This window comes from Micromonospora sp. NPDC053740, assembly GCF_040677775.1.
Lineage (GTDB): Bacteria > Actinomycetota > Actinomycetes > Mycobacteriales > Micromonosporaceae > Micromonospora > Micromonospora alfalfae.
In genome coordinates this window covers 421,297-444,468 of sequence record NZ_JBFASO010000001.1, presented here as the reverse complement: position 1 = coordinate 444,468, position 23,172 = coordinate 421,297, and the positions used below count along the sequence as shown (strand labels likewise).

At 72.3% G+C, this 23,172-nt stretch carries 17 protein-coding genes and 2 pseudogenes; 3 read left to right on the top strand and 16 right to left on the bottom strand.

Annotation, left to right across the window (positions count from 1 at the left end; translation table 11 throughout):
* Window positions 1–71 precede the first annotated feature (71 nt).
* A complete protein-coding gene (locus AB0K35_RS01935) occupies window positions 72–2,153 on the top strand; it encodes a PQQ-dependent sugar dehydrogenase (RefSeq protein ID WP_363883032.1) in 2,082 nt (693 codons plus the stop codon).
* A 64-nt stretch (window positions 2,154–2,217) separates the two neighbouring features.
* Here the strand turns inward: AB0K35_RS01935 and AB0K35_RS01930 are convergent, their stop codons facing one another.
* From AB0K35_RS01930 to AB0K35_RS01910, 5 genes and pseudogenes are all read right to left on the bottom strand, one after another.
* Complete coding sequence (locus tag AB0K35_RS01930) at window positions 2,218–2,985, bottom strand: hypothetical protein (protein ID WP_238667695.1); 768 nt, start codon at window positions 2,983–2,985, stop codon at window positions 2,218–2,220.
* Between the two features lie 59 nt (window positions 2,986–3,044).
* A complete protein-coding gene (gene helR, locus AB0K35_RS01925; RefSeq protein ID WP_238667694.1) occupies window positions 3,045–5,192 on the bottom strand; it encodes an RNA polymerase recycling motor ATPase HelR in 2,148 nt (715 codons plus the stop codon).
* A gap of 142 nt (window positions 5,193–5,334) precedes the next feature.
* The gene (locus tag AB0K35_RS01920; protein ID WP_238668138.1) at window positions 5,335–5,715 is read right to left on the bottom strand and encodes a YccF domain-containing protein; all 381 of its coding nucleotides are present in this window, start codon (window positions 5,713–5,715) and stop codon (window positions 5,335–5,337) included.
* 97 nt (window positions 5,716–5,812) lie between these two features.
* Window positions 5,813–5,896, bottom strand: a pseudogene (locus AB0K35_RS01915) (anti-sigma factor antagonist); the annotation flags it as partial.
* Window positions 5,897–5,964: 68 nt separating this feature from the next.
* Window positions 5,965–6,210: pseudogene (locus AB0K35_RS01910) on the bottom strand (STAS domain-containing protein); the annotation flags it as partial.
* A gap of 303 nt (window positions 6,211–6,513) precedes the next feature.
* On the opposite strand from AB0K35_RS01910, the gene AB0K35_RS01905 reads away from it, so the two are divergent.
* On the top strand, window positions 6,514–7,110 hold the full coding sequence (locus AB0K35_RS01905; RefSeq protein ID WP_363883029.1) for a hypothetical protein: 597 nt from the start codon (window positions 6,514–6,516) through the stop codon (window positions 7,108–7,110).
* Between the two features lie 51 nt (window positions 7,111–7,161).
* Here AB0K35_RS01905 and AB0K35_RS01900 read toward each other — a convergent pair whose 3' ends face one another.
* From AB0K35_RS01900 to AB0K35_RS01850, 11 genes are all read right to left on the bottom strand, one after another.
* A complete protein-coding gene (locus AB0K35_RS01900) occupies window positions 7,162–9,069 on the bottom strand; it encodes a glycerophosphodiester phosphodiesterase family protein (RefSeq protein ID WP_363883026.1) in 1,908 nt (635 codons plus the stop codon).
* Between the two features lie 100 nt (window positions 9,070–9,169).
* A complete protein-coding gene (locus AB0K35_RS01895; protein ID WP_238667691.1) occupies window positions 9,170–9,814 on the bottom strand; it encodes a response regulator transcription factor in 645 nt (214 codons plus the stop codon).
* A complete protein-coding gene (locus tag AB0K35_RS01890) occupies window positions 9,814–11,031 on the bottom strand; it encodes a sensor histidine kinase (RefSeq protein ID WP_238667690.1) in 1,218 nt (405 codons plus the stop codon). Before AB0K35_RS01890 ends, AB0K35_RS01895 begins: the two co-directional genes overlap by 1 nt.
* A gap of 101 nt (window positions 11,032–11,132) precedes the next feature.
* Window positions 11,133–13,673 carry an ABC transporter permease gene (locus tag AB0K35_RS01885; RefSeq protein ID WP_363883021.1) on the bottom strand — a complete coding sequence of 847 codons (2,541 nt, stop codon included), beginning with the start codon at window positions 13,671–13,673 and terminating at the stop codon, window positions 11,133–11,135.
* A complete protein-coding gene (locus tag AB0K35_RS01880; RefSeq protein WP_238667688.1) occupies window positions 13,670–14,422 on the bottom strand; it encodes an ABC transporter ATP-binding protein in 753 nt (250 codons plus the stop codon). The genes AB0K35_RS01885 and AB0K35_RS01880 overlap by 4 nt, the downstream gene beginning before the upstream one ends.
* A 99-nt stretch (window positions 14,423–14,521) precedes the next feature.
* Window positions 14,522–15,259 (bottom strand): cellulose binding domain-containing protein, encoded by a 738-nt coding sequence (locus AB0K35_RS01875; protein ID WP_238667687.1) that lies wholly within the window; start codon window positions 15,257–15,259, stop codon window positions 14,522–14,524.
* 74 nt (window positions 15,260–15,333) lie between these two features.
* A complete protein-coding gene (locus AB0K35_RS01870) occupies window positions 15,334–15,714 on the bottom strand; it encodes a DUF742 domain-containing protein (RefSeq protein WP_124773772.1) in 381 nt (126 codons plus the stop codon).
* Entirely contained in the window at window positions 15,692–16,141 is a 450-nt protein-coding gene (locus tag AB0K35_RS01865; protein WP_145795838.1) for a roadblock/LC7 domain-containing protein, read from the bottom strand. The genes AB0K35_RS01870 and AB0K35_RS01865 overlap by 23 nt, the downstream gene beginning before the upstream one ends.
* Window positions 16,138–18,090 carry a nitrate- and nitrite sensing domain-containing protein gene (locus AB0K35_RS01860; protein ID WP_363883015.1) on the bottom strand — a complete coding sequence of 651 codons (1,953 nt, stop codon included), beginning with the start codon at window positions 18,088–18,090 and terminating at the stop codon, window positions 16,138–16,140. The genes AB0K35_RS01865 and AB0K35_RS01860 overlap by 4 nt, the downstream gene beginning before the upstream one ends.
* Window positions 18,087–20,648: a LuxR C-terminal-related transcriptional regulator gene (locus AB0K35_RS01855; protein ID WP_363883012.1), complete on the bottom strand. Its 2,562-nt coding sequence runs from the start codon at window positions 20,646–20,648 to the stop codon at window positions 18,087–18,089. Before AB0K35_RS01855 ends, AB0K35_RS01860 begins: the two co-directional genes overlap by 4 nt.
* A 5-nt stretch (window positions 20,649–20,653) precedes the next feature.
* On the bottom strand, window positions 20,654–21,913 hold the full coding sequence (locus tag AB0K35_RS01850) for an Hsp70 family protein (protein WP_357360052.1): 1,260 nt from the start codon (window positions 21,911–21,913) through the stop codon (window positions 20,654–20,656).
* A 301-nt stretch (window positions 21,914–22,214) separates the two neighbouring features.
* Here AB0K35_RS01850 and AB0K35_RS01845 point away from each other — a divergent pair, with 301 nt between their 5' ends.
* Window positions 22,215–23,096, top strand: a complete 882-nt coding sequence (locus AB0K35_RS01845) for an IniB N-terminal domain-containing protein (protein WP_145795845.1) — start codon at window positions 22,215–22,217, stop codon at window positions 23,094–23,096.
* Window positions 23,097–23,172 lie beyond the last annotated feature (76 nt).

Below are 23,172 nucleotides of genomic sequence, written 5' to 3'. Positions count from 1 at the left end.
TGTGTCTGTTCGGCGTGGTCGGGCGCTTCTCGTCTGGTCGGGCCGGTCGATGCCCGGAGCCTGGAGGACGGATGCGAGTCATCGCGCGGAGAAGCCCACTACGCCCACGACGGCGGCTGTTGCCGGTGGCGACGGCGGCGGTGACGCTGCTGAGCCTGGCCGTCGGTGTGCCGGCGGCCGCCGCGGCACCGTCGACAGTCGTCGGTGTGGCCAGCGGTCGTTGCCTGGACGTGGTCGGCAACGTCAGAACCGCCGGTGCCGGCATCAACATCTACGACTGCAACGGTCAGGCCAACCAGGCGTGGACCTTCACCTCAGGTGGTGAGCTGCGGGTCTACGACGACACGATGTGCCTGGACGTTGTCGGCCAGGACACCACCGCCCCGGCCGCGGTGCGGATCAACGGCTGCACCGGCGGCGCCAACCAACGCTGGCGGATCACCAGCTCAGGGACCATCGTCGGGGTGCAGTCCGGCCTGTGTCTGGACGTGTCCGGCGCGGGCACCGCCAACAGCACCACAGTCGGTCTCTGGACCTGCAACGGGCAGTCCAACCAGCGGTGGACGACGTCCTTCGGCAGCGCCGACAGTCAACCGCCGACGGCGCCGGGTAGCCCACGGGTCAGCGGCCTGACCTGCAACTCGGTCACGTTCGCGTGGAACGCCTCGACTGACAACGTCGCGGTGGCCTTCTACGACATCTACCACGACGGCCAGTTGATGACGTCGGTGAGCGGCACGACGCTCTCCGCCAACTTGACAGTGGTCGCCGGGGCTACCTGGGGCCTGTACGTCAACGCCCGCGACGCCGCCGGCAACGTGTCGCAGGCGAGCGCCACCGTGTCGATCACTCCGCCGCCCTGTCAGGCCGACAGCCAGCCACCGACGGCGCCGCAGCAGCTCACGGGCACCGCGTCGGGCACCACTGTGACGCTGCGCTGGGCCGCGTCGACCGACAACATCGGGGTACGGGCGTACGACATCTACCGGGCTGGCGCGAAGGTGGGAACGGTCACCGGCGCGCCGCCCGCGACCACGTTCACCGACAGCGGTCTGACGGCGAACACCTCCTACCAGTACTACGTGGTGGCTCGGGACGCGCAGGACAACGCCTCGTCGCGCAGCGGCGCCGCGACGGTGACCACCGGCGCGGCGTGCGCCAGCCCGGTGTGCGGGGTGCGGCAGGTCACCACCGACACCGACATCCCGTGGGGTCTGGTGACGTTGCCCGACGGCAGCGTGCTCTACAACCGCCGCGACGCGCACGACATCATCCAGCTCAACCCGACCACCGGGGCCAAGACCAACCTGGGCACGGTGCCGAACGTGCAGAGCACCGACGGTGAGGGTGGCCTGTTGGGGCTCGCCATCTCGGCCGGTTACTCCAGCGACCGCTGGCTGTACATCATGCACACCTCGCCGAGCGACAACCGCATCGTCCGGATCAGGTTGGAGAACGGGCGACTCAACACCGCCAGCGAGCAGGTCCTGCTCAGCGGCATCCGGCGGAACAAGTACCACGACGGCGGTCGCCTGCGGTTCGGCCCGGACGGCAAGCTGTACGCGAGCACCGGCGACGCCCAGAACGGCAACTACGCCCAGGACCGGTCCAGCCTCGAAGGCAAGATCCTGCGGCTCAACCCGGACGGCACCGTCCCCTCGGACAACCCGTTCGGCAACTACGTGTGGAGCTACGGCCACCGCAACCCGCAGGGGCTGGCGTTCGACTCGCAGGGCCGGCTGTGGGAGCAGGAGTTCGGCAACTCGGTGATGGACGAGACCAACCTGATCACCAAGGGCGGAGACTACGGCTGGCCGGCGTGCGAGGGCACCAGTGGCAGCTGCGGTACGGCCGGGTTCATCGCGCCGGCGCGCACCTATCCCACTGCCGAGGGGTCCTGTTCCGGCATCACCATCGTGCGCGACGCGCTCTACGTGGCCTGCGCCCGAGGCGCTCGGATGTACCGCGCGGTGATCAGCGGCAGCAGCCTGACGAACGTGCAGACGTACTTCAGCGGCACCTACGGTCGGCTGCGGACTGTGGAGCCGGCTCCCGACGGCGGCCTGTGGCTGACCACCACCAACGTCGGCGACAAGGACAGCACCCCGAACAACAGCAACGAGAGAATTCTCCACGTCACGTTGGGCAACTAGTTCCAGGCATCCCACCAGGGCCGCCTCGGCGCGGCCCTGTGGGATGAGCGGTGGGACGGCCCGGTCAGAGGCCGAGGTCCGGCCAGTGCGGGTCGTCCCAGCGGGCCGGGCCGGCGAGACCGAGCAGTCTGATCCGGTGCAGCCGCTTCGGGTCGGCGCCGATCATCCGCAGCCGGGCCGGGGCGTGCTGGAGCAGCCAGGCGGTGAGCTCCGCGCGGAGACTCTCCTGCTCGTCGCCAGTGAGTTCCCAGGTGCTCCACGGCAGATCTTCGCAGAGCAGGTCGTACTCCCACTCCCCGAAAGCCTCGGCGAGCCGCTGGTTCGCCAGGGGACTGGTTGCCGTCGCCCAGGCGTCGAGCCAACGGTCGAGCACGCCAGAGGCTTCCACGAGCATGGCCAGTACCGAGTGCGGCGGCACCTCGGCGTCCGGGTCGGTGACCGTGACGACCCACCAGGCGTCCAGGAACTCGCGGATCGCCGTCGACTGCTCGGTGGGCCACTCCTGCCAGCGGCCGAGCGCGAACGCACGCCCCGCATGGTCCATGCTGCTCAGGCGCTCCACCTCGCCGCTTACCAGGGCCGTGGCGAGTTGGGGCAGGATCCGCCGCAGCATGGCCGCGGGGAAATCCCAGTCGCCGGCCCAGTAGGTACGGCGCAGCAGGTCCGGGTCCAGCTCGACGTCCGGGGTCTTGAGCAGGGCAAGTTCTTCCGCGCTGCCCCAGTGGCACTCGCAGTTGCCGTCGTCGGGGTGGGCGGTCATCCCACGGAAGGTGATGGCGAGATGGGCCAGCGCGGCGTCGAGTCGACGCCGTGGGGGCGTGGGTTGCGTCATGGGGATGCGCCTTCGCGGACTCCGGCGGCGCGGCAGCCGAAGAGCGCGACGTTACACCCTCAGCCGCTGGTCAGGAGCACGAGCTGCTGGGTGGCCCGGGTCATCGCGACGTAGCGGTCGACCGCACCCTCGATGCCGGTGCCGAACGTCTCCGGGTCGACGAGGACGACCAGGTCGAATTCGAGGCCCTTGGCCTGCTCCGGGCTCAGTGACCGGACCCGGGACGTCGGCGGGAACGTCGGGTCGCCGATCACGCAGGCGATCCCTTCGGCGTGGGCCGTCAACCAGGTGTCCAGGATAGAACCCAGGTCGGCGACCGATCCGTGCGCGACGGGCAGCCCGTTGCCCCGGATGGAGGTCGGCACGTTGGCGTCGGGGAGCACGGCCCGGATCACCGGCTCGGCCTCCGCCATGACCTCCGCCGGCGTCCGGTAGTTGATGGTCAACGAGGCCACCGTGACCCGGTCCAGCCCGACCCGCTTGAGGCGTTCCTGCCACGACTCGGCGAACCCGTGCCGGGCCTGCGCGCGGTCTCCCACGATGGTGAAGCTGCGCGACGGGCAGCGCGTCAGCAGCATCTGCCACTGGGCGTCGGTCAGCTCCTGCGCCTCGTCGACGACGATGTGCGCGAACGGGCCGGCCAGCAGGTCCGGGTCGGCGTCCGCCAGCGCCGACTCGTCGACCAGGACCTCGCGCAGGTCGGGTTGGCGCAGCATCGCCAGCAGGCCCTCGCCGTCGTCGTAGGTGTCGGCCGCGAGCAGCTCGTCGACGACCCTGGCCATGTGCTCGCGTTCGACAGCGGCGGCCGGGTCACGCCGACGGGTGCGCCCCGCCCTCTCCGCGTCGCCCAGCCGCTGCCGCGCCGCGTCGAGCAGCGGCAGGTCGGACACGGTCCAGGCCCGGGGCTCGTCGCGCTGCAGCTTGCGGACCTCCGCCGGGCTGAGCCACGGCGCGCACCTGCGCAGGTACGCGGGCACCGACCACAGGTCACCCACGAGATCAGCCGCGTCGAGCAACGGCCAGGCTCTGTTTACCGTCGCCCGCAGCTCCCGGTTACGCAGCAGCGAGTCGCGGAGCACGGCGTCCGGCTCCTCGCCGTCGTACCTGTCGATGAGGATGGTGAGCAACCCCTCCCAGATCTCCTCGCGCGCCTCGTTGTGCGGGGTGCCCGGACCCGGCGTCTGGAACGCGTCGGCCCAGTCGTCGGCGCTCAGGCGGACGTCGGAGTCGCCGACCGGGACCGTCATCGGGGCGGTCGGTGGGTCCTCGTAGAACCGGACCGCCGCGTCGATCGCTTTGACCAGCTCGGCCGAGGACTTCAGCCGGGCCACGTCCGGGTCGGTGTCGACGGTTGCCGTGGCCCCCTCGGGAACGAGGTCGCGCAGGGTGCAGGTCTGCACGTCCTCCTCGCCGAGGCTGGGCAGGACATCGGCGACGTAGGCCAGGTAGGGCTGGTGCGGCCCCACGAAGAGCACCCCACCCCGGCGTTGACCGAGGCGGGGGTCGGAGTAGAGCAGGTACGCGGTGCGGTGCAGGGCGACGACTGTCTTACCGGTGCCCGGACCGCCGTCGACCACGAGGGCACCGGCCGAGCCCGCCCGGATGATGGCGTCCTGGTCGGCCTGGATCGTGCTGAGCACGTCGCGCATCCGCGCCGACCGGGCGCTGCCCAGGCTGGCGATGAAGGCGGACTGGTCGTCGAGCGAGACAGCGTGCCCGACGAACCCGTCCGCTGTGAACACCTCGTCCCAGTAGTCGCTGATCCGGCCGCGGGTCCAGCGGTAGCGGCGGCGGCTCGCCAGGCCCATCGGGTTGGCGTGGGTCGCGCCGAAGAACGGCTCGGCGGCGGGTGAGCGCCAGTCGAGCAGCAGCCGCCGGCCCGTGCTGTCGGTGAGACCGCGACGCCCGACGTACACCGGCTCGCTGTGGTCGGCCTCGACCAGGTGGCCGAGGCAGAGGTCCAGCCCGTAGCGGCTCAGCGAGCGCAGGCGGGCGGTCAGCCGGCGGACCTCGTCGTCGCGGTCGACGGCCTGCCGGCCCTTGCCGCCGGGCGCACGACGTGCGGTGTCCAGGCGGTCGGACAGTTCGGCGTTCAGCTGCGCGAGGCTCTGCGCCATGGCCGTGAAGTGCCGCTCGTCCTGGGTGATGAGCGCCGGGTCGGCCTTGGCGGCGAGGTGATCGGGAAGGTCGAACACTGAGGTGGGCAAGGAATCCAATTCATGACTTCCATTTCGGCAGAATTTGGTCTCGGCCGACGATTCTGCGTCATAAACGGGGTCTTGCCGCAAGCCCCCCAGTGCGGTATAAGTTAGAAGTGGCGGGAGGCCGAGTGCCTCCCGTTTTCCGTGTTCAGGGCACGTCGACGACCTCGCGGCCGAGGGGCCAGAAGGCGGCCGGTACGAGCTTGAAGTTGGCGATGCCGAACGGGATCCCGATGATCGTTATGCAGAGGGCGATGCCGGCGAGGATGTGGGAGAGCGCGAGCCACCAGCCGGCCAGCACGACCCAGAGGATGTTCGCCAGGCCGGACCCGACGCCCGCGCCCGGCTTGGGCACCACCGTGCGGCCGAAGGGCCACAGTGAGTAGACCGCGAGGCGCAGCGACGCGACGCCGAACGGGATGGTGATGACCAGGACGAAGCAGATCAGCGCGGCGATGCCGTAGCCGACGGCCAGCACGAGGCCACCACCGAAGACGAGCCACAGCACATTCAGTACGAAACGAATCATTACTCCAGCATGAAACATGCTCGCCACCCGGTCCGCTCGCCCCGTTCCCTCAGCGGGGAACTGCCACGGCCTGGCCACCGGAGGAGGCGGGCAGGAGGCTGCAGTGCGGGCAGCGGTGCGGCCCGGTGGCGAAGGGGGAGCCGCTCCAGCCGTGCTCGGCCACCAGGGTCCAGACGACCTCCCCTCGCTCGCGATCGGGAGCACCTGATCCACGCGGGTGATGTGCAGGATGCGCCGGACCCGGGGGTTCGGGTCGCGGACGGTGAGGGCCGCGTCGGCGCGAGTCAGCCGCCGGTGCACGTCGAGCAGCAGGCCGATGGCGGCGGCGTCGAGGTGCTGGCAGTCGGAGAGGTCGAGCACGACCTGTGCGGGGCGCAGTGCCAGCAGTCGGTCGAACACCGCGCCCACCTCCGGCAGACAGGCCAGATCGAGTTCGGTGACGCGAACCTCGACCAGCGGCAGCGTGGCCCTCGCGGGCAGCACCGGCGTCGCCATTGCCGTACCCCCCTCCGTCGCCTTCGGCTCCTTCTCACCGTGCTGTGCCGGGTTGGCGGTCACTGCAAGGCGCTGTGACAGTTGTGTGACAAAACCGCCGGCTGGCGGGCGCGGCTGGCCGAGGGTGATTCCGGGAGGCCGGCACCGACGACCACGTGGTCCGGGCGGGGGCACGCCCCCTCAACAGCGAACGCTGAGCCCGGGTCTCGGGGTGGATCGGTGGAAGACCTGAGACCAAAGCCAGGGCGACCCGAGGGGAGCTCCCGGAGGTCGGCCGGCGTCGGCGGCCACATGCTGGCTGACATGAAACGCGCTGCGCTCTACGTGATCGCCGGACCGGTCGGCATCGTGGCCTACGGTCTGGTCCGGCTGTGGGCAAGATCCGACGGGGTGTACGGCCCCGGGCTCGACTGGCAGGCCGCCCACCTGGTCGCCCTCGCCGGCATGGTGTGCTTCGTCCCGGGTGTGCTCGCGCTGTCCCGTCTGCTGCCCCGCAGTCCGTGGCGCACCGGGGTGGTGGCCGGCACGTTTGTCGGCCTCGCCGCGACGATGGTGCAGTTCGGCGCGGACATCGTCGAGGGGCTGCTGGCTGAGGATCGGGCGGAGATGTCGAGGCTCGGCGCGGAATTCAAGGACATTCCCGGCGTGGAGGTGGCCTTCTACGACGTCGTACCCCAGCTCTTCTTCCTCGGTCTGCTCGTCCTCGCGGGGATGCTCGCGGCCCGACGGCGGCTGCCGTGGTGGAGTGTGCCGCTGCTCCTCACCGGCGTCGTCCTGCCTGTGGTCACCCTCGACCTGCTTCCCATCGGCGGCCTGTGCATGGCGCTGGCGTTGGCCCCGGCGCTGCCGCTGGTGCGACAGCAGGGCGAGCGTGCCGAGTCGCCGGTCTCCACCCACTGAGAACTCGGGGTGGCGCTGGCCCGATCGGACCAGCGCCACCCTTCCAGCCCGCTACTTCAGAGCGAGGGTGCGGGCGTCGGCGGCGATGACGCTGGCGACCTCCGCCGGCACCAGCTTGCCGGCCTGCCGGTCGGCGTAGGTGGCCAGCTCGGCGTACTGGGCGTGGGCCAGCTTGATGGTCAGCGCCGTGACGGCGGCCGGGTCCGCACCCGAGGTGAGGATCAGGTGGCCGAGGCCAGCCTGGCTCACCGTCACGGTGAAGGTGCTGGTCGCGGTGGCGATGCCCTCGGGCCCGGTCGCCTCGGTGGTGATGGTGTGCCGTCCGGCGGTCAGCTTGGCCAGGTCGAGCTTGCGCCCGGCGGCTGACTTCTTACCGTCCAGCGTCACGGTGACGGTGTCCGCGTTGGTCGCGGCGACCGCGATCACCGGCGACTGCGCCCGGTCCAGCCGAGCCCCGTTGGCCGGCGAGGTGATCTGCACGGTCGGATCGGCGGAGGCCCGCTGGACGAACGCCGAGTTCCAGCCGACCAGCTCCGCCGCCCGGTTGGTGATGATCGCGTCGGCGCCGATCCGCTCCAGCCGCTGCCACAGGCCGGCGGAGTCCATCGTCCAGGCCATCACGGCGACCCCGGCGGCGTGCAGCGGGGCGACGACCTCCGGCTTGGCCAGCAGCGCGTTGCCGTCCGGGTTGTACGCGGTCAGGTGCAGCTCCTTCGCGAGCGCCACCGGATCGGCGTCCAGGGTGCTGCGGAGCAGACCGAGCGGCAGCTCGGGGGCGATCTCGTAGGTGTACTTCAGGGCGTCCACCTCGAAGCTCTGGATGAACACCCGGCCCATCATCTGCTCGTCCCGGATCACCTGGATGATCCTGGCGACCTCGTCGCGGGTGTGCTTGCCCTTGATCTCCACGAGCAGGTTGCCACCCCGCGTCCGCAGGTCAGCGAGCTGCTCCGCGAGGGTGGGCACCCGCTCGCCGACGTACTGCGGGCCGAACCAGGAGCCGGCGTCGAGGGCCTTGATCTGCGCGGCGGTCAGGTCCCGGATGTTGCCGGCGCCGTCGGTGGTCCGGTCGACGGTGCCGTCGTGCAGGATGAACGGGATGCCGTCCTTGCTCGGCTGGACGTCGTTCTCGATCCAGTCGGCGCCGCCCCTGCGGGCGATCTCCTGGGCGACGAGGGTGTTCTCCGGGGCGGCGGCGGACGCGCCACGGTGGGCGATCACTGTGAACGGGCTGCCCTCGGGGCGGAGATAGCCGTTCGGCGGCAGCTCGGTGACCGTGACGTCGTCGTACGACACTGTCGCGCCGTTGACGAAGAGCCCCTGGACGCCGTCGGTGGAACGCTGGAGGCTGCTGGTCCGCATGGCCTCCCGCCCGTCGAAGATCCAGCGGGCCTGGTTGCCGTGCACCTCGACGGCGACGCGCACGTCCCGGCCGGTGCCGGCGGCGGACGGGGCGGAGGCGGTGTTCGTCACGACCCAGGCGTCGGCAGTGGTCCGCTGGGCGAATTCGAGCCCGTTGGCGGCGGTGGTGCCGCTGCGCATGGTGGCGATCCACCAGGGGGTCGCTCCACTGGCGGGGACGTCGATGCCGAGCGAGGCCCAGCGGGTGGCGGCCGAGACCGCCTCGAAGCGCATGGTCGCCTCGAGGCGGAAGTCGTTCAGGTGCCGACCGAAGGTGATTTTGTTGTTCTCGCTGGAGCTGGCGGAGGTTCCGTACAGTCGACCGTTCTCGACCTTCCAGGTGCCGTCGACAGCGTGCCAACCGGCGGGCAGCGACCCGGCCGAGAAGTTCTCCGAGACGACGACGTTGCCCGGCTCCGCGGTGGCGGGCGACGAGGTCGCGACGGCGACCGCGGCGGCAGCGCCGGTGATGGCGAGAGCGGCGGTGACGGCGGCGGCCCGGGTGCCCAGGCGTGCCCCGGCGCGGCGAGGTGACGGTGATGCGGGTAGGACAGTCATGGTCGCGACGCTACGAAGCACGCCCGAACTGATGATCAATCAAGCATGGCGGTCGCCGGAACGCCGGGTGTACGCGTTCGATCGATGCGTCCCGGCATCTCTAGTGATTGAGGTAGGCGAGGACCGCGCGGACACGTCGGTTGGCGTCCTCGGCAGGCGGCAGGTCGAGCTTGGCGAAGATGTTGGTGATGTGCTTCTCCACCGACACCGGCGCCAGGACGAGCGCCGCGCAGATGGCCGCGTTGGACAGGCCCTGGGCCATGAGGCCGAGTACCTCCCGTTCCCGTGCGGTGAGCCCGTCGATGCCGTGGTTACGGCTGTTGCGGGTGAACAGCTGGCGCACCACCTCGGGGTCGAGGGCGGTGCCCCCGTTGGCTACCCGCGTCACCGCGTCGAGGAAGTCGTCGAGTGCGGTGACCCGGTCCTTGAGAAGGTAACCGACACCGCCCCGGCCGTCGGCGAGCAGTTCCACGGCGTAGGCCCGTTCGACGTACTGGGAGACGATGAGCACCTTCGTGTCCGGGTCCTTGGCGCGCAGCGTCAGGGCGGCGCGGAGCCCTTCGTCCCGGAACCCGGGCGGCAGCCGTACGTCGACGATGGACAGGTCGGGCCGGTGCTCGGTGACAGCGGCCAGCAGGGCGGGCGCGGTGTCGACGGCGGCTACGACGGTGTGACCGGTGTCGGTCAGCAGCCGCACCAGGCCGTCTCGAAGCAGTAGCAGGTCCTCTGCGATCACGATGCGCATCAGTAGGGCAGCTCCGCGGACAGGACGGTGGGACCGCCGAGTGGACTGGTGATGGTGAGCCGGCCGTCGAGTGCCTCGACACGGCGGCGCAGGCCGTCGAGTCCGGACCCGGCCGGGTCGGCGCCGCCCTGGCCGTCGTCGGTGAGCGTGACGGTGACCGTACCGGCGCCTCGGACGAGGGTGACGACGCAGGTCCGGGCCTCGGCGTGCTTGCCCGCGTTGGCGAGACCCTCCGCGATGACGAAGTAGGCCGCCGATTCGACCGCTGGTGGATACCGCTCCTCCGGGTCGCCCCGGACCTCCACGGCGAGCGGGCTGTCGCCGGCCAGGGCGGCGACAGCGGCGTGCAGCCCTCGATCGGTGAGGATCGGCGGGTGGATGCCACGCACCAGTCGGCGTAGCTCGGTGAGGGCGTCGTCGAGTTGCCGGCGGGCAAGATCCACATCGGACGCGGCGGTCGCGCCGCTCGGCAGCTTGCGGGACGCCAACGCCAGCGTCATGCCGGCCGCCACGATCCGGGCCTGGGCGCCGTCGTGCAGGTCCCGCTCGATCCGACGCAGCTCCGCGGCCTGGGCGTCGACGACCCGACGGCGGGTCTGCGCGAGGCGTGCGGCCTCCTCGACCAACTGCCTGTGTGCGCCGGGCGCCAGTAAGCCTCGGGCGGTGCGGGCCTGGGCCCGCCCGGCGGTCCGCAGCAACCACGCGGTGACCGGTAACAACAGCACGCCGAGCACGGTCAGGCCGAACCGACCCGGCACCGTCGTCATGAGCGGACGCATCGGGAACGGCGCGTGCGGGTTCGGCACCGCCCAGGCCCACAGCGGCGCCACGATGGCGGCGAGATCGACGACAGTGACCACGATGGCGGCGATCCCGCCCGCCAGGCCCAGCGGGAAGACCGTGACCAGCCAGGCCAGGTCGCGCCAGGTGGCGGGCTGCACGGCGACCGCACGGACCCGCTGCCGGACGGTGGCACCCTCAATCGGCAGGTACGGTGCCGCGATCGCGCCGCCGAGCACCCAACCCGCCCGGCGACGCTCCAGGTCCGCGAGGCGTCGGGTCACCCAGGTCGCGCCAAGGAAGGCCGGGCCGCCGAGCTGCGTGATCGCCAGCAGGCCGACCCCAATGGTGGAAGCCAGGCTCCAGCCGAGGCCTACGACGCCCGCGACGAGGCTGCTGAGCAGGTATGCCAGCGCCGAAGCCGTGGTGCGGATCATCGCGGCGATCCTACCGACGGCACCGCTCCGGACCGCCGGCCGGACCCGGCCCCGGATGACCCCGAGGACGAGCCCGAGCGGCGTTCCGGCCGGCACCACCGTCAGCGCCCGTCGCTCAGGGCCGGCAGGCCGCGTCGGCGCAACAGAACCCGGGCCGGTACGACGCCCGCGACCAGCCCGAGCGCCGCCACACCGCCGAGTAACCCCACGTACGTGCCGGCGTCGACGACAACCCGCAAGGTGCCGTCCTGCGCCGAGCTGAACGCGCCGACCACGATCGCGGTGACGAGTGCGCCGAGCACCAGCCCGACGGCAACCGTGATCATCGCCTCGCGGTCGACGAGACGGTGCAGCTGCCCTGTCGTCGCACCGGCCAGCCGCAGATCGGCGAATTCGCGGCGGCGCGCCGCAGTGGCGATGGCGAAGGTGTTGACGACGGCGACCGCCGTGAAGCCGAGGGAGATGACCACCATGAGTTCCCACGCACCCTGCTGGTTCTGCGCGTCACCGGCTGGCGCCGCACCGAGCGCGGGAGTCAACCGCAGTCCGGGCCACGACGCGGCGATCCGGTCCGGCACGTCGCCGGAGTAGCGCAGCCCAACCGTGTTGACCAATCCGCGCGGGTCGTGTGCCGCCACCAGCTCCGCCGGCAGAACCAGGTCGCCGAAGCCACGGGCCCGGGCAAACACCCCGGCCAGGCGGAGGTCGACCTGGTGGCCGTCGGCAAGCCAGACCCGCACGTCGTCGCCCACCCGCCAGCCGTACTGGTCGGTCACGTACGCGCTGGCGGCGAACGCGCCCGTGCCCGGCAGCGTCCCGGCACGCAGATCGAGGTCGAGCGCCGACTCGGTGCCGGCGACCAGCAGACCCTGGCTGGCGAAGTCCTCGGGCTTGCCACCCTGCTCCACGATCGCTCGGGTCGGCAGCGTCGCCGCCGCACCGGTCACCCCGTCCAGTGCGACGAGCCGTTCGACGGTGTCGAGCGGAAGGCCGCCGGGTGCCGTCACCTGTGCCGTCGCGGCGGACGTCCGCTCCTCCTGCTCCTGCCCGGCCAGCTGACCCAGGAGGGCACTGTTGAGCAGCATGGTGGCGTTGAGCGCGAACATGAGCACGAGCGGGACGGCGACCGCCGCGACCCTTCGCCGCTCTGCCCGGGTGACCAGACCGGCCAGCCAGCCGGTCGGCCCGCCGACGCCGACGACGCGGGACACAGGTGTCGTCAGCGCCCGGACCAGCGACGGGCCGAGGGCCGCGACCGTGCACAGCAGCAGGGCGGACGACACGAAACTCATGCCCATGCCGAGGGGCCCGTCGAGCGGCACGAAGACCAGCAGGGCGATCGCTCCGGCGGTGGTCACCGCCGCGACGGCGATCCGCGGGACCAGCCCACCAGTGGGTGCGTTGGCGGTCTCGGCGAGTGCCTGCGTCGGGGCGATCCGCACCGCGCGACGGCCGGCGACCCGGGCACCGACGAAGGTCACCACCATCCCGGCCACCGCGGCCACGACGATCACGATCACGTTGGTCCGTACGACGAACTGGGCCGGCACCGCGCCCAACTCCCGGAATCGGGCGGCCACCACGTGGGCGAACACCACGCCCAGCGGCGCGCCGGGCAACGCGGCGGCCCCGGCGAGCAGGAGGCTCTCCACGCCGAGGAGGCGGCGCAGCTGACCGGGGGTCGCGCCAGCGGTGCGCAGCAGAGCCAGCTCGCGCAGCCGCTGGCGGACGCCAAGCGTCACAGTGCCGGTGAGGACGAAGACGGCCGCGAACGCCGTGATGCCGATGACGAAACCGAAGATCGAGATTGGGCCGATGTAGTCCGGCAGAGCACCGGGCAGGTCGGCCCGGACGCGGTCGGCCCCGGTGAGCACCTCGTGGTCGCCGGCCACCTGCCCGACGGCGTCGCCGAGCGCGACCGGGTCGGCGCCCGCTCCGGCGAGAACGGCCACCGCAGTCGGACCGGGCAGCCCGGAAACCATCGCCACCTCGCCGTCGGCGACGAACAGCGCGCCCTGGGCGGGCAGCCCGTCCCGACCGGACGGCGCCACGACACCGGACACGACCATCGTGCGCACACCGGTCCTGGTGGTGACCATGAGATGCCCGCCCACCAAGGTGCCCGACCGTCTGGCGAGATCGGCGTCAATGGCCACCTCACCCCGACCGGGGGCCGCACCGCTGCGCAACAGGTACGGCGTCAGCGCCGCGGAGGCCCACCCGTGGCCGATCACCGGGGCACCGTCGGCTCCGCGCAACGGGCGTCCGTCCGGCGTGCTCGCCTGGACCGGAAAGGCGACGTCCGCGACCGCCGCCGCGACACCCGGAAGGTCGCCGAGTCGGCCGGCGAGGTCGACCGGCAGCGAGCCGGCCCCGGTCAGACGCTCGGACTTGACCTTGCGCTTGACCTTGGACTTGTCCTTCTTCTGCTTGGTGGTGACCTTCTCGAGGGTGACGTCGCGGTCGCCCGAGACGACGATCGGCGCTGCCGCGAACCGGTTGGCCGGCGGCTTCGCCGTGAGCACGGAGGCGAGCAGCAGGCCACCGCCGACGAACAGGGCCACGGCCAGCAGCGCGGCGAAGAACGTGCCGGCGTAGGCGCCGCGGTGCTGGCGCAGGCTGCCGAGAGCGAGCCGGATCATCGGAGGGTCACCGCCATCATCTGCGCAGCGACCTTCTCGGCCGTCGGGTCGGCGAGTTCCGAGACGATTCGTCCATCGGCCAGGAACACCGCGCGGTCCGCCCACGCCGCGGCGGCCGGATCGTGCGTCACCATCACGACAGTCGTGCCCGTCTGGTCCACTGCCTCACGCAGCAACCCGAGCACCTCTCGGCCGGTCGACAGATCCAGCGCGCCGGTCGGCTCGTCGGCGAAGATGACCTCCGGCCGGCCGGCGAGCGCACGGGCGAGTGCGACCCGCTGTCGCTGACCGCCGGACAGCCGGCCGGGTCGGTCGTTCTCACGCCCGGTGAGCCCGACACGGTGGATCACCTCCCGGGCCCAACCCTGGTCCGGGCGCACCCCGGCCAGTCGTTGCGGGAGCAGGATGTTGTGCCAGACCGACAGCGAGTCCATCAGGTTGTACGACTGGAAGACGAATCCGACCCGCTGTCGCCGGGCCTCGGTGAGTCGGGGTTCACGCAGCCGGCCGATGTCCTGTCCGGCGAGGAGCACCCGGCCGCTGTCCGGCCGATCCAGGCCCGCCGCGCAGTGCAGGAGCGTTGACTTCCCCGAGCCCGACGGACCCATCACCGCGCAGAACGAACCGGCCTCGAACCCGACCGAAACCCCGTCCAACGCCCGGACACCGCCCCCGCCGGCATAGGCCTTCGTCACGTCGAGCACTTCGACGACCAGCCCGCGAGCGGGGGTCCCATCGCTGTTTCCCATGAGGAAAGCCTGGTCGAGGCGACGTTCCCGGACCACACGGCGACCCATGATCTGGGGGTGGGGAAACCCCTACCGGGGGAGCGTGGGGGAGAACAAAGATCAGCTCGGCAGGCCGGCGCAGGCGACCCCGTCGACAGTGCACGCCTTCGGGGCGGAACCGGTCAACGATCCATTGACCCGGAACGTCACCCGGACCGAGGCGCTGCCGGGCACCTGACCGGTGTTCGGGTCCGGCACGAACGTCCACACCGCACCGTCCCGGCTGGCCTGCGCCCCCTCCACGCCGCTGATCCCCAACGACTCCCGGGGCAGGGTGACCACCAGCGTCCACCCCGACGCCGGGACCGAACCGGGATTGCTGATCGTCACCGTCGCGCCGTAGCTGAGCAGGGCGTTGTCCGTGATGGCGAAGTCCGCCCCCAGGGCGGCCGGGGTGGGTTCGGTGGTAGCGCCGGTCGGTGTGGGTCGGGTCGACGACGCCACGACCGGTGGGACCGACGAAGCCGAGGCGGACGGGGGAGCGGTCACCGCCGGGCTGGTGAGCGCCGGTCGCGCCTGCGCGCGGGGGGTAGTGGACGGCGACGCGCCCACCTGCCCGACCGACGGCGGCGGATCGAGGGTCACCGGCGTCAGCTTCTCCGGCGTACGCAGCACCCCGACGACGGAGACGCACGTCGCGATCAGCACCCCGAGCGCCGCGACGACGGCCACCCAGGTGGCCCGCGAGACGTCCTCCCGACCGGTGAGCACCCGCCGTGCGGCCGTGACGAGGGCCACGACCCGATCCAGCAGGATGATCGCCACGGTACGGCGTGGCTGGGGTGGTGTTGCCGGCACTGCCAGTCTCTCCTTCAGTTCGTCGCCGGGTGCGCGCCCACGATCCGTTGGGATCGCGGGTGGCACCTGCCCGGTCACAATCCGCGCAGCCCGACGAGTATCGCCTCGAGCAGATCCTCGGTCGGCAGCTCCGACAGCATCGGCGGTTCGTGCGTCTCGATCAGCCCGGCCGCGAGCAGGTCACCGAGCAGCACCCGGACCGTCCCCAGCGGAAGATCCAACTCTGCACCAACCTCGGCCACCGACACTGGATGGTGACACAGCTCGACGATCCGCGCCTGTTCGGGGAAGAGTGATGTGGGAGGCGTGACCCCCCTCCGGGCGACGACCAGCGAGATCAGGTCGAACTGGCCGCGTGCGGGCGCGGTGCGCCCCCCGGTCATCGTGTAGGGCCGGGCGACCGGGCCCGCGTCGTCGTCGTACCACGCCTCGTCAGTGGTGCCGCTGGTGTGCACCAGTGTCCCCGATCGTCACCGAGGAGGCCGGGCCCAGCGTGATCGGCAGGTGCTGCTCGGCCTGCCCCACGAAGAGCGCCACCTCGTACGCCATGTCACCGACCTCGACGTCGTCACCGGCGATCCGCACGGTGAGGATGGTCCCGTTCGGGATGGTGGCGATGAACAGGAACGCTCGCGACATCTGCACCACGACCTGACGCAGCCGACCCGCGTCACAGGTCCGGGTGGCGGCCAGCCCCAACGCGATCAGGCCGGCGACCACGCCGGAGATCTGCTCGGCCAGCTTCGCCCCCACCCGCCGCGAGCCGCCGAGCGGCAGCCCGTCCGGTGAGAGCACCACGGCGAACTCCGCGCCGTGCACCCGGTCGACCAGGTCGTTCAGGGCGTCGGTCAGGCCGTCCTCGGTGACCACTGCAGACGTCATTGTTGTCTCCTTGCTGTTCTGGTGACTGGCATCTCGACCGTGTCGAGGCTGGTCCTGCCGTGTTCCGGGCCGGTCGGCCCGGGGTGGCGGACCCGCGTCGGCAGCGCGCCGTTGCCGTTGGGGTCGGTCAGGTCGGCGCCGGTGCGGGCCGGTGGGTACGGGGTGCCGGGTGGTGCGCTGGCCGGTGCGCGGCCGGTGCCGGTGACCGTGATCAGCCGTGAGGGTAGGAGCACGACGGCGGCGGTCCCGCCGCGCCGGCTGGGGCGCAGCGAGACGTGGGCACCGCAGCGGCCGGCCAGGACGGCGGCGGCGTACCAGCCGGCGCGGCCCGCGGGCGGGCCGTCCGGTGGCGGATTGCCGAGCAGGTGGTTCGCCTCGGCCAGCGCGGCGACGTCCAGGCCGGGCCCGTCGTCGACGACGAGGACGGCACACCCCTGCGGTCGCTGTTCGCCGCTGACCCGGACGGTGGTGTCCGCCCCGGAGAAGGCCAGCGCGTTCTCGATCAGCTCCGCCAGCAGGTGGATGACGTCAGTGACGGCCGGCCCCGCGAGCGACCACGGCCAGTGCGGCGCGATCAGGACCCGGTGGTAGTCCGGCACCTCGGCGACCGCGCCGCGCGCCACGTCGAGCAGCGCCACCGGGCGTCGCCAGCGGCGGGCGGGTGTCGCGCCGGCCAGGGTGATCAGTTTCTCCACGTTGCGGCGGACCCGGGTGGTGAGGTGGTCGAGTTGGAACAGTTCGCCGGTCTCCTCGGTGGACCGCTCCCGACGTTGCATCCCGTCCAGCAGGCTGAGCTGGTCGCGTAACAGGACCTGGTTGCGTCGGGTCAGCCCCAGGAACAGCTCCCGCTCGGCGTCACCCCCCGGCGTCGCCGGTTCCTGGGCCGGGGCCGGCGTGTCCGGCACCGGCGTCGGGAGGTCCGCGTCGGTCCTTGTCAGTTCGTCGGTCAGGCGTCGGACGGTGCCCGCCCAGCTCAGCAGGAGCACCAGCACGACGATGAGACCGAGCCCCACGACGGCCCCGGTACGCGCGATGAGCACCGCGGCACCGGGGGTGGCCCGCTCGACGCTGCTGCGGGCGGTGTTCGTCACCAGTGCCTGCAGCGCGCCGAGGGCGGCGTCCGCCGCGGCCCGCCAGTCCTGGACGGTGAGACCGGCCAGGGCGTTGGCGGTGCCGGCCTGGAGCAGCAGCCGGTCCTCCAGGGCGCGCAGAGCCGCGAACTCGGGGCCGGCCGCGAGGCGCTGATGCTCGGCCTGGCCGTCGGGAGCAAGCCCGGCCGCGGCCTCGGTGCGCGCGTACCGCTGGATGTTGACCAGTGCGGTCAGCCGGCGCCGCTCGTCGGCGCCGAGTCGTGCGCCGGTCAGGCCCGCGCTGACCACCGTGTCCTCCCGGGCGAGCAACTCCCGGGCGCGGGCCAGCGCGATCACCGCTCGGGTGTCGGCCGCCAACCCGCTCTCGTACGCACCCCACTCCGGGCCGTACACCCGGAAGGCGACGTCGATGACCTCGTCGTACCCGTCGACCGCCGCGCCCTGGTCGAGCCGCCCGGTGTCCACCTGGGATCGGGTCGTGCCCAGGCCGTCGAGCCGTCGGACCAGTTCGCCGGCCCGGTCGCGGACGGTGCGGGCGCTGAGCAGCCGAAGGTCGCGGCCCTTGGTGAATTCGCGGATCTCGGCGGCGGCCCGGTCGGTGCCTTCGCGGGCCCCGACCAGCGCGGGCGTCGTCTGCCCCGCCCCGGCGATCGTCTCGGCGGTGATCCGGCGTTCCGTCTGGAGGCTCAGAACCAGGCGGTCGATGGGCTGGCCCAGCGTGTCCGCAAGTGCCCGGACGCGCAGCAGGTCGACGGCGTCCTGGCAGGACACGTAGGCCGCGTACGACCAGAGCGTGATCAGCACGGCGGCGAGCACTGCCAGCCTGGTCCGGATCAGCCGAACGTCGTTGCGGGTCATCGGGTCGCCCGCTGTGGCCACGGTTGCCCGGCCGTGTCGCTGGCCCGGTCGGCGACGAGGGTGCGCAGCAGCGCCAGCAGCTCGGCGCGGTTGGCGCAGTTGAGCCGGTTACGCATCCGCGCCACGTGGTGTTCGACGGTCTTGGCCGAGATGAACAGCCGATCGCCGATCTCCCGGTAGGTCAACCCGGCCAGCACCAGCTCGGCGACCTCGTACTCGCGGTCGCTGAGACCGTGCTGCGTGGGCCCGGCGACCCGTGCCGTGCTCGCACCGGTCGTCGGTGTCTGCCCGCTCTGCCCACCGGAGGGCCGTCCCTGCAACGCTCGGGCGCACTCCAGCAGGGTGGTCATCGCCCGCCGGTCCGCGGTGCGGATGGCGGCCTGCCCGGCGAGGCGGGCACCGTCCCAGCACAACCCGGTGTCGTGCAGCCCGCGCGCGGCGGCCTCCACCCGGGTCGGGTCGACGTCCCCCCGCAGCACCTCCACCCAGCTCTCCGCGGCGGCGGCGACCACTGCCGCGTACCGACTGTGACCAGCGACGGCGAGCAACGCCGTGACGTGTTCGTCGGCGATCGTCGGCTCGCCGGTCAGGATGGCGGCGTGCAGCCCGCTCCAGTGCAGCGGCACACTCCACAGGGGCGGGTTGCCGAGGCGGTCGAGCAGCGCACGCCCCTGGTGCAGGTACGGCTCCAGTCGGGCCAGGTCACCCAGCCGCGCGCCGGCGATGGCCAGCTCACCCAGCGGCAGCAGGGTGAACAGGTCGACGGGGTGCCGCACCACGGCCTCCAGCGCCTGCCCCCAACCCCGCTTGAGCGCCCCGAGGTCACTGTTGCGCCGTCCGATGCCCATCCGGATCGCGGCGGCGAAGAGCTGGTCGCGTGACTCCAGTGGCCGCCCGTCGAGCGTCACAGTGGCGAGCCGCTCGCCGGCGGCGTGGATCTCGCCACGGACCATCAGGATCCAGGCCTGCAACAGCCGGTGGCGGCGGGCCATCAGCGGGCCGCCGACACCGGCGCCCAGGGCACGGTGCAGCACCCGCTCGGCGATTTCCAGCTCACCGCAGTGCACAGCCGTCAACGCGGCGAGGGCCGCCGGGCTGTCCGGCAGCAGCGCCGCCCGGCCGTCCGGCTCCAGCAGTGCGGCAGCCTGCACGAGCGCGGAGAGCGCCGCGGTCGGCGAGCCGGTCACGCTCTCCCGTACACCGTTGGCCATCAGTCGGGCGGCGCTGGCGTGCAGTGTCGGGGGTTCGCCCGCCGGGTCACCGGCCGGTGACTCGGTGCTGGCGGCCGGGTCTCCGGTGGCCAGCCCGCCGACGATGGCGAACGCCGCCGCCGAGGCGGTGCCCGACCACCGGAACAGCTCGACGCTGCGGCCGACGTGACCACGGTGGGCCAGGGCGGTGGCGGCGACCACCGCCGCCTCGGAGCGCTCCGGGGGAGCGGCAGTGGCCAGGAGTCGGTCCGCCAGCCGAAGCGCGTCGTCGAGGTCACCGGCGAGCGCGGCGGCGAGCGCCTGCCGCGCGTTGGGCGCCTGTCCGGCAGCCGTGGCCGCCGCGAACAGCTCGGCGGCGAACGCCGGCTCGTCGGCCAGCGCCTCGTCCGCCGCGGCGGCCAGGGTCGCGGCCGGGCAGTCGCCGAGCGCGCCGACCGCGAGCAGGGAGCGGACCAACGGCAGCACCGCGCCGCCTCTGGCGAGCTGCAACTCGGTGAGCCGCCGCCAGACCGCTGTCCGCTCGGTGGTGGGGCTGAGTGTCGCGACGGCCCGCCGGACGATCGGTGCGAGCCGGCCGTCAGCGCCGAGCAGCCCGGCCGCCCTTGTCGTGGCGATCAGTTCGTCTACTCCGGCCGGGTCCCGGCCCAGCAGCGCGCCGAGCATGCTCACCGGCAGCGCCCCGCCGGCCGCGACAGCGAGCAGCAGCCGTCGTACCGCGGCTGGCTGAACGTCCAGGTCCGGCCCGAATTCGAGGATGACGGAGCGGGGTGGGTCCACAGTGCCGGCCCGGGTCTCCGCCCCGGCCAGGCCACGGGCCAGCCGTTCCACGTCCCGGGGTACGCCGGCGGTCTGCGTGTGGACGAAGTCGACCAGGTCGGCGGGGCGGCCCAGCTCGGGTGTGGTGGCGAGGTGGGCGGCGGTCTGCTCCCGGGTGAACGGCGTGAGCAGTACGGCCTGCCCGTCGCGTCGCAGGGCGTCGACCAGCTCACTGAACGCCGCTGACCGGGGCCACGGGCGGTGGGCGACCACCACCCGGTGTCGCCGGCCCGCGACAAGACGCAGCAGCGCTTCGGTCCGTGCGTCGTCGAGCAGGTGCGCGTCGTCGACCAGCAGCACGGCGTCGGGGTCGACCTGCTCATCCGGCTCTGGGGCGGCGGTGCGGACGGCGATCCCGGCACGCTGGTGAATGCGTTCCAGCTCGGCGAGGAGCGCGGTCTTTCCGTGACCGGCCGGGCCGGCGACGCCGACGGCGAGGGGGCCGGTCGGATCCTGCGCGGCAGTGTCCAGTAGCGCCTGCAACCCCTTGTCCAGGGTCAACCCTGGTGCGGCGAGGTCATTCATGATCATCGGGGTTATCCTTCGCGTCCGCGGCCACGGGCCAGCGCCAGGCGGGACGGCTTCGGCAGTTCCAGTGGGAGGACCCGAACCGGCGGCCGCGGTGGCGGATCGCCCGGAACGGTGTGATGGGTTCGGCGTGGCGCCGGGATCGTGGGCCGCCCGGCGCCGCTGACCGGGGCCGGCACGCGGGCCGGCGGCGGCTGGCGAGGGCGTGGTGACACCACCTGGCAGGCGGCCATCGCCGCCCCGGTGGCGGCGGTCAACTGTGCGTCGGGCTCCACCTCGACGGGCACCGGGAGGGCCGCGCCGATCAGCTCGTTCACGAGCGGGACCCGGGTGGAGCCGCCGGCCAGCAGAACGCCGTCGAGTTGCGCCGGAGTCAGGTCGGCGCTGCGTACGGCCCGGAGCAGGAGGTCGACGGTGGCCTGCACCGTCGGGCGGATCATGGCCTCGAACTGTGCCCGGGTCACCGGCACCCGCGCCGGGCCGCTCGGCAGGGTCAGCACCACGTCGGCAGTGAGGTCGACGGTCAGCACCCGCTTGACCCGGTCACACTCCGCGCGCAGTCCGCGCAGCGCGACCTGTGCCCCGCGACGCCCGGTCGCTGCCAACTCCCGGGCCAGCACGGTACGCGTGTGCTCGGCGAGCGCCTCGTCGAAGTCGGCGCCGCCGATCGAGTCGAGACCCTGTGGGGTGCCGAACGTCTCGTACGTGCCGCGCGGGGTGCGGCGCACCAGAGCGGCCTCGAAACTGTTGCCTCCCAGGGCGTAGACCACTGCGGTGCTGCCCGCGAACCCGCGAGCGGCGTGGCTCTCGGCGACGGTGACAGTGCGGGGCAGCAACGTCACGTGTCGTAGGCCGAGGTCCGACAGGGCCCGGTGCAGCACCTCCCGTCGGTAGGGGCGCCACCCCGCCGGGTGGCTGAGCACTATCGCCTCGGCAGCCCCGCCCTCCAGGGCGTGGACCCGCTCCACCACCCATGCCGCCAGCTCGGCGGTCAGCGTCTGCGGGGCGCACGGCTCGCCGCCGAGCAGCACCGGCACGTCGTCGCCGATCCGGTGGACGAAGTCCCGGGTGGTGCGGCTGCCGTCGTCGGTCACGGGCTCGCCGACGCGCAGCGAACCGTCCTCGGCCAGGCACAACACCGACGGCATGAGGGGTGAGTCGGCGCTCAGCGGGACGGCCTCGGGACGGGTCCAGGTCGCGCCGCGTCGCCGTGCGACGGCGGCGGCCGTGTTGCTGCTTCCGATGTCTATCCCCAGGACGTACGGCATCGTCTCTGTCTCTCCCCGTGAGTCTGCCGGTTGGTGGCGATGGCGTCGGCTGCCCCGACGACCCACCCCCGGCGAACCCCGCGGGCTCCTACGTTCGTACCAGAGATCAGTCCCTGGTCGGGACCCTAATCTCGCCGGGACGGTTTCCCCCTATCCCCCTAACGTACGAGGTGGCGGAGCCCCTAGTTCAACCGGCCCGGATGCGGGCTCAGCCCCGATGCCCGGGGGCGACTCCCGGCAATAGCGTCGTCACTGTCGACGTACGACACCCGCCAATGCCACATCCGAGGAGAACCGGCACATGGACTCGCAGCAGACGCTCCACGACTTCGTGCTCGACCTACTGACGAACCCGGACGCGCGGTCGGCCTTCGACCTCGACCCCGAGGGTGCGCTGCGGGGCGCCGGGCTCACCGACATCACCGCTGCGGACGTGCAGGACGTCGTACCGCTGGTCGTCGACTACGCGCCGGGTGCGGGCCTCGCGCCGTTGGCCTCGCCGGTCGGGCAGCTCGGCCTGGACCCGCTGCTCACCGACACCACCGACGTGGTGGGTCAGTTGCAGAGCGTGGCGCAGCAGATCAGCGTCACCAGCTCGCCCAGTGGCGTGGACGTCAAGGCCGGCGTGCTCGGCGCCATCGCGGTCGACCCGTCGACCGCCGCCGCCGGGGTCACCGTGCTGCCGGGCATCGGTCTGGGCGTCGGTCCGTCCGGCCTCGACACCGACCTGGCCGGCGTCTCCGACGTGGCGCACACCCTCGACGCCGACGTGGTGCAGCCCGTGGACGCGATCGCGGACCCGGTGCTCGGTGACGTGACCGGCACCGTGGGCGACCCGAGCGGTCTGCTCGGCGTCACTGACTCGAACCTGATCGGCGGCGACCTGACCGGTGGTGTCCTCTCCGGCACCCACGGTCAGCTCGGCGGGGTCGTCAGCTCGCTGGGTGTCGACGACACCCTCAACGGGCTGGGCCTCGGGCACGGCGACGGTGTCGTCGGCGGGGTCCCGCCGCTCGACGTGCCGTCGACGGTGGGCGGCGTGACGCACCAGGTGGACAGCCTCCTCCCCGGTGTCACCGACACTGTCGGTGACGTGACCGGTGGGGTCACCGATGGCGTGCTCGGCGACTCACACGCCTCGTCCGATCACGGACTGCTGGGTATCACCGGCGGTCTGCTCTGACCTGGATCTCCGGTCGGAGCGGAGGGCCGGATCGTCTCAGGCGATCCGGCCCTTCCGGGTTCCACATCCGGTCCCT

What these genes read in the sequence shown, in the direction of transcription:
- AB0K35_RS01885 (WP_363883021.1), bottom strand. Translation starts at nt 13,673, where the DNA reads ATGATCCGGCTCGCTCTCGGCAGCCTGCGCCAGCACCGCGGCGCCTAC.
- AB0K35_RS01865 (WP_145795838.1), bottom strand. Translation starts at nt 16,141, where the DNA reads ATGACGTCTGCAGTGGTCACCGAGGACGGCCTGACCGACGCCCTGAAC.
- AB0K35_RS01850 (WP_357360052.1), bottom strand. Translation starts at nt 21,913, where the DNA reads ATGCCGTACGTCCTGGGGATAGACATCGGAAGCAGCAACACGGCCGCC.
- AB0K35_RS01900 (WP_363883026.1), bottom strand. Translation starts at nt 9,069, where the DNA reads ATGACTGTCCTACCCGCATCACCGTCACCTCGCCGCGCCGGGGCACGC.
- AB0K35_RS01880 (WP_238667688.1), bottom strand. Translation starts at nt 14,422, where the DNA reads ATGGGAAACAGCGATGGGACCCCCGCTCGCGGGCTGGTCGTCGAAGTG.
- AB0K35_RS01860 (WP_363883015.1), bottom strand. Translation starts at nt 18,090, where the DNA reads ATGACCCGCAACGACGTTCGGCTGATCCGGACCAGGCTGGCAGTGCTC.
- AB0K35_RS01935 (WP_363883032.1), top strand. Translation starts at nt 72, where the DNA reads ATGCGAGTCATCGCGCGGAGAAGCCCACTACGCCCACGACGGCGGCTG.
- AB0K35_RS01845 (WP_145795845.1), top strand. Translation starts at nt 22,215, where the DNA reads ATGGACTCGCAGCAGACGCTCCACGACTTCGTGCTCGACCTACTGACG.
- AB0K35_RS01930 (WP_238667695.1), bottom strand. Translation starts at nt 2,985, where the DNA reads ATGACGCAACCCACGCCCCCACGGCGTCGACTCGACGCCGCGCTGGCC.
- AB0K35_RS01920 (WP_238668138.1), bottom strand. Translation starts at nt 5,715, where the DNA reads ATGATTCGTTTCGTACTGAATGTGCTGTGGCTCGTCTTCGGTGGTGGC.
- AB0K35_RS01895 (WP_238667691.1), bottom strand. Translation starts at nt 9,814, where the DNA reads ATGCGCATCGTGATCGCAGAGGACCTGCTACTGCTTCGAGACGGCCTG.
- AB0K35_RS01905 (WP_363883029.1), top strand. Translation starts at nt 6,514, where the DNA reads ATGAAACGCGCTGCGCTCTACGTGATCGCCGGACCGGTCGGCATCGTG.
- AB0K35_RS01890 (WP_238667690.1), bottom strand. Translation starts at nt 11,031, where the DNA reads ATGATCCGCACCACGGCTTCGGCGCTGGCATACCTGCTCAGCAGCCTC.
- AB0K35_RS01855 (WP_363883012.1), bottom strand. Translation starts at nt 20,648, where the DNA reads ATGATCATGAATGACCTCGCCGCACCAGGGTTGACCCTGGACAAGGGG.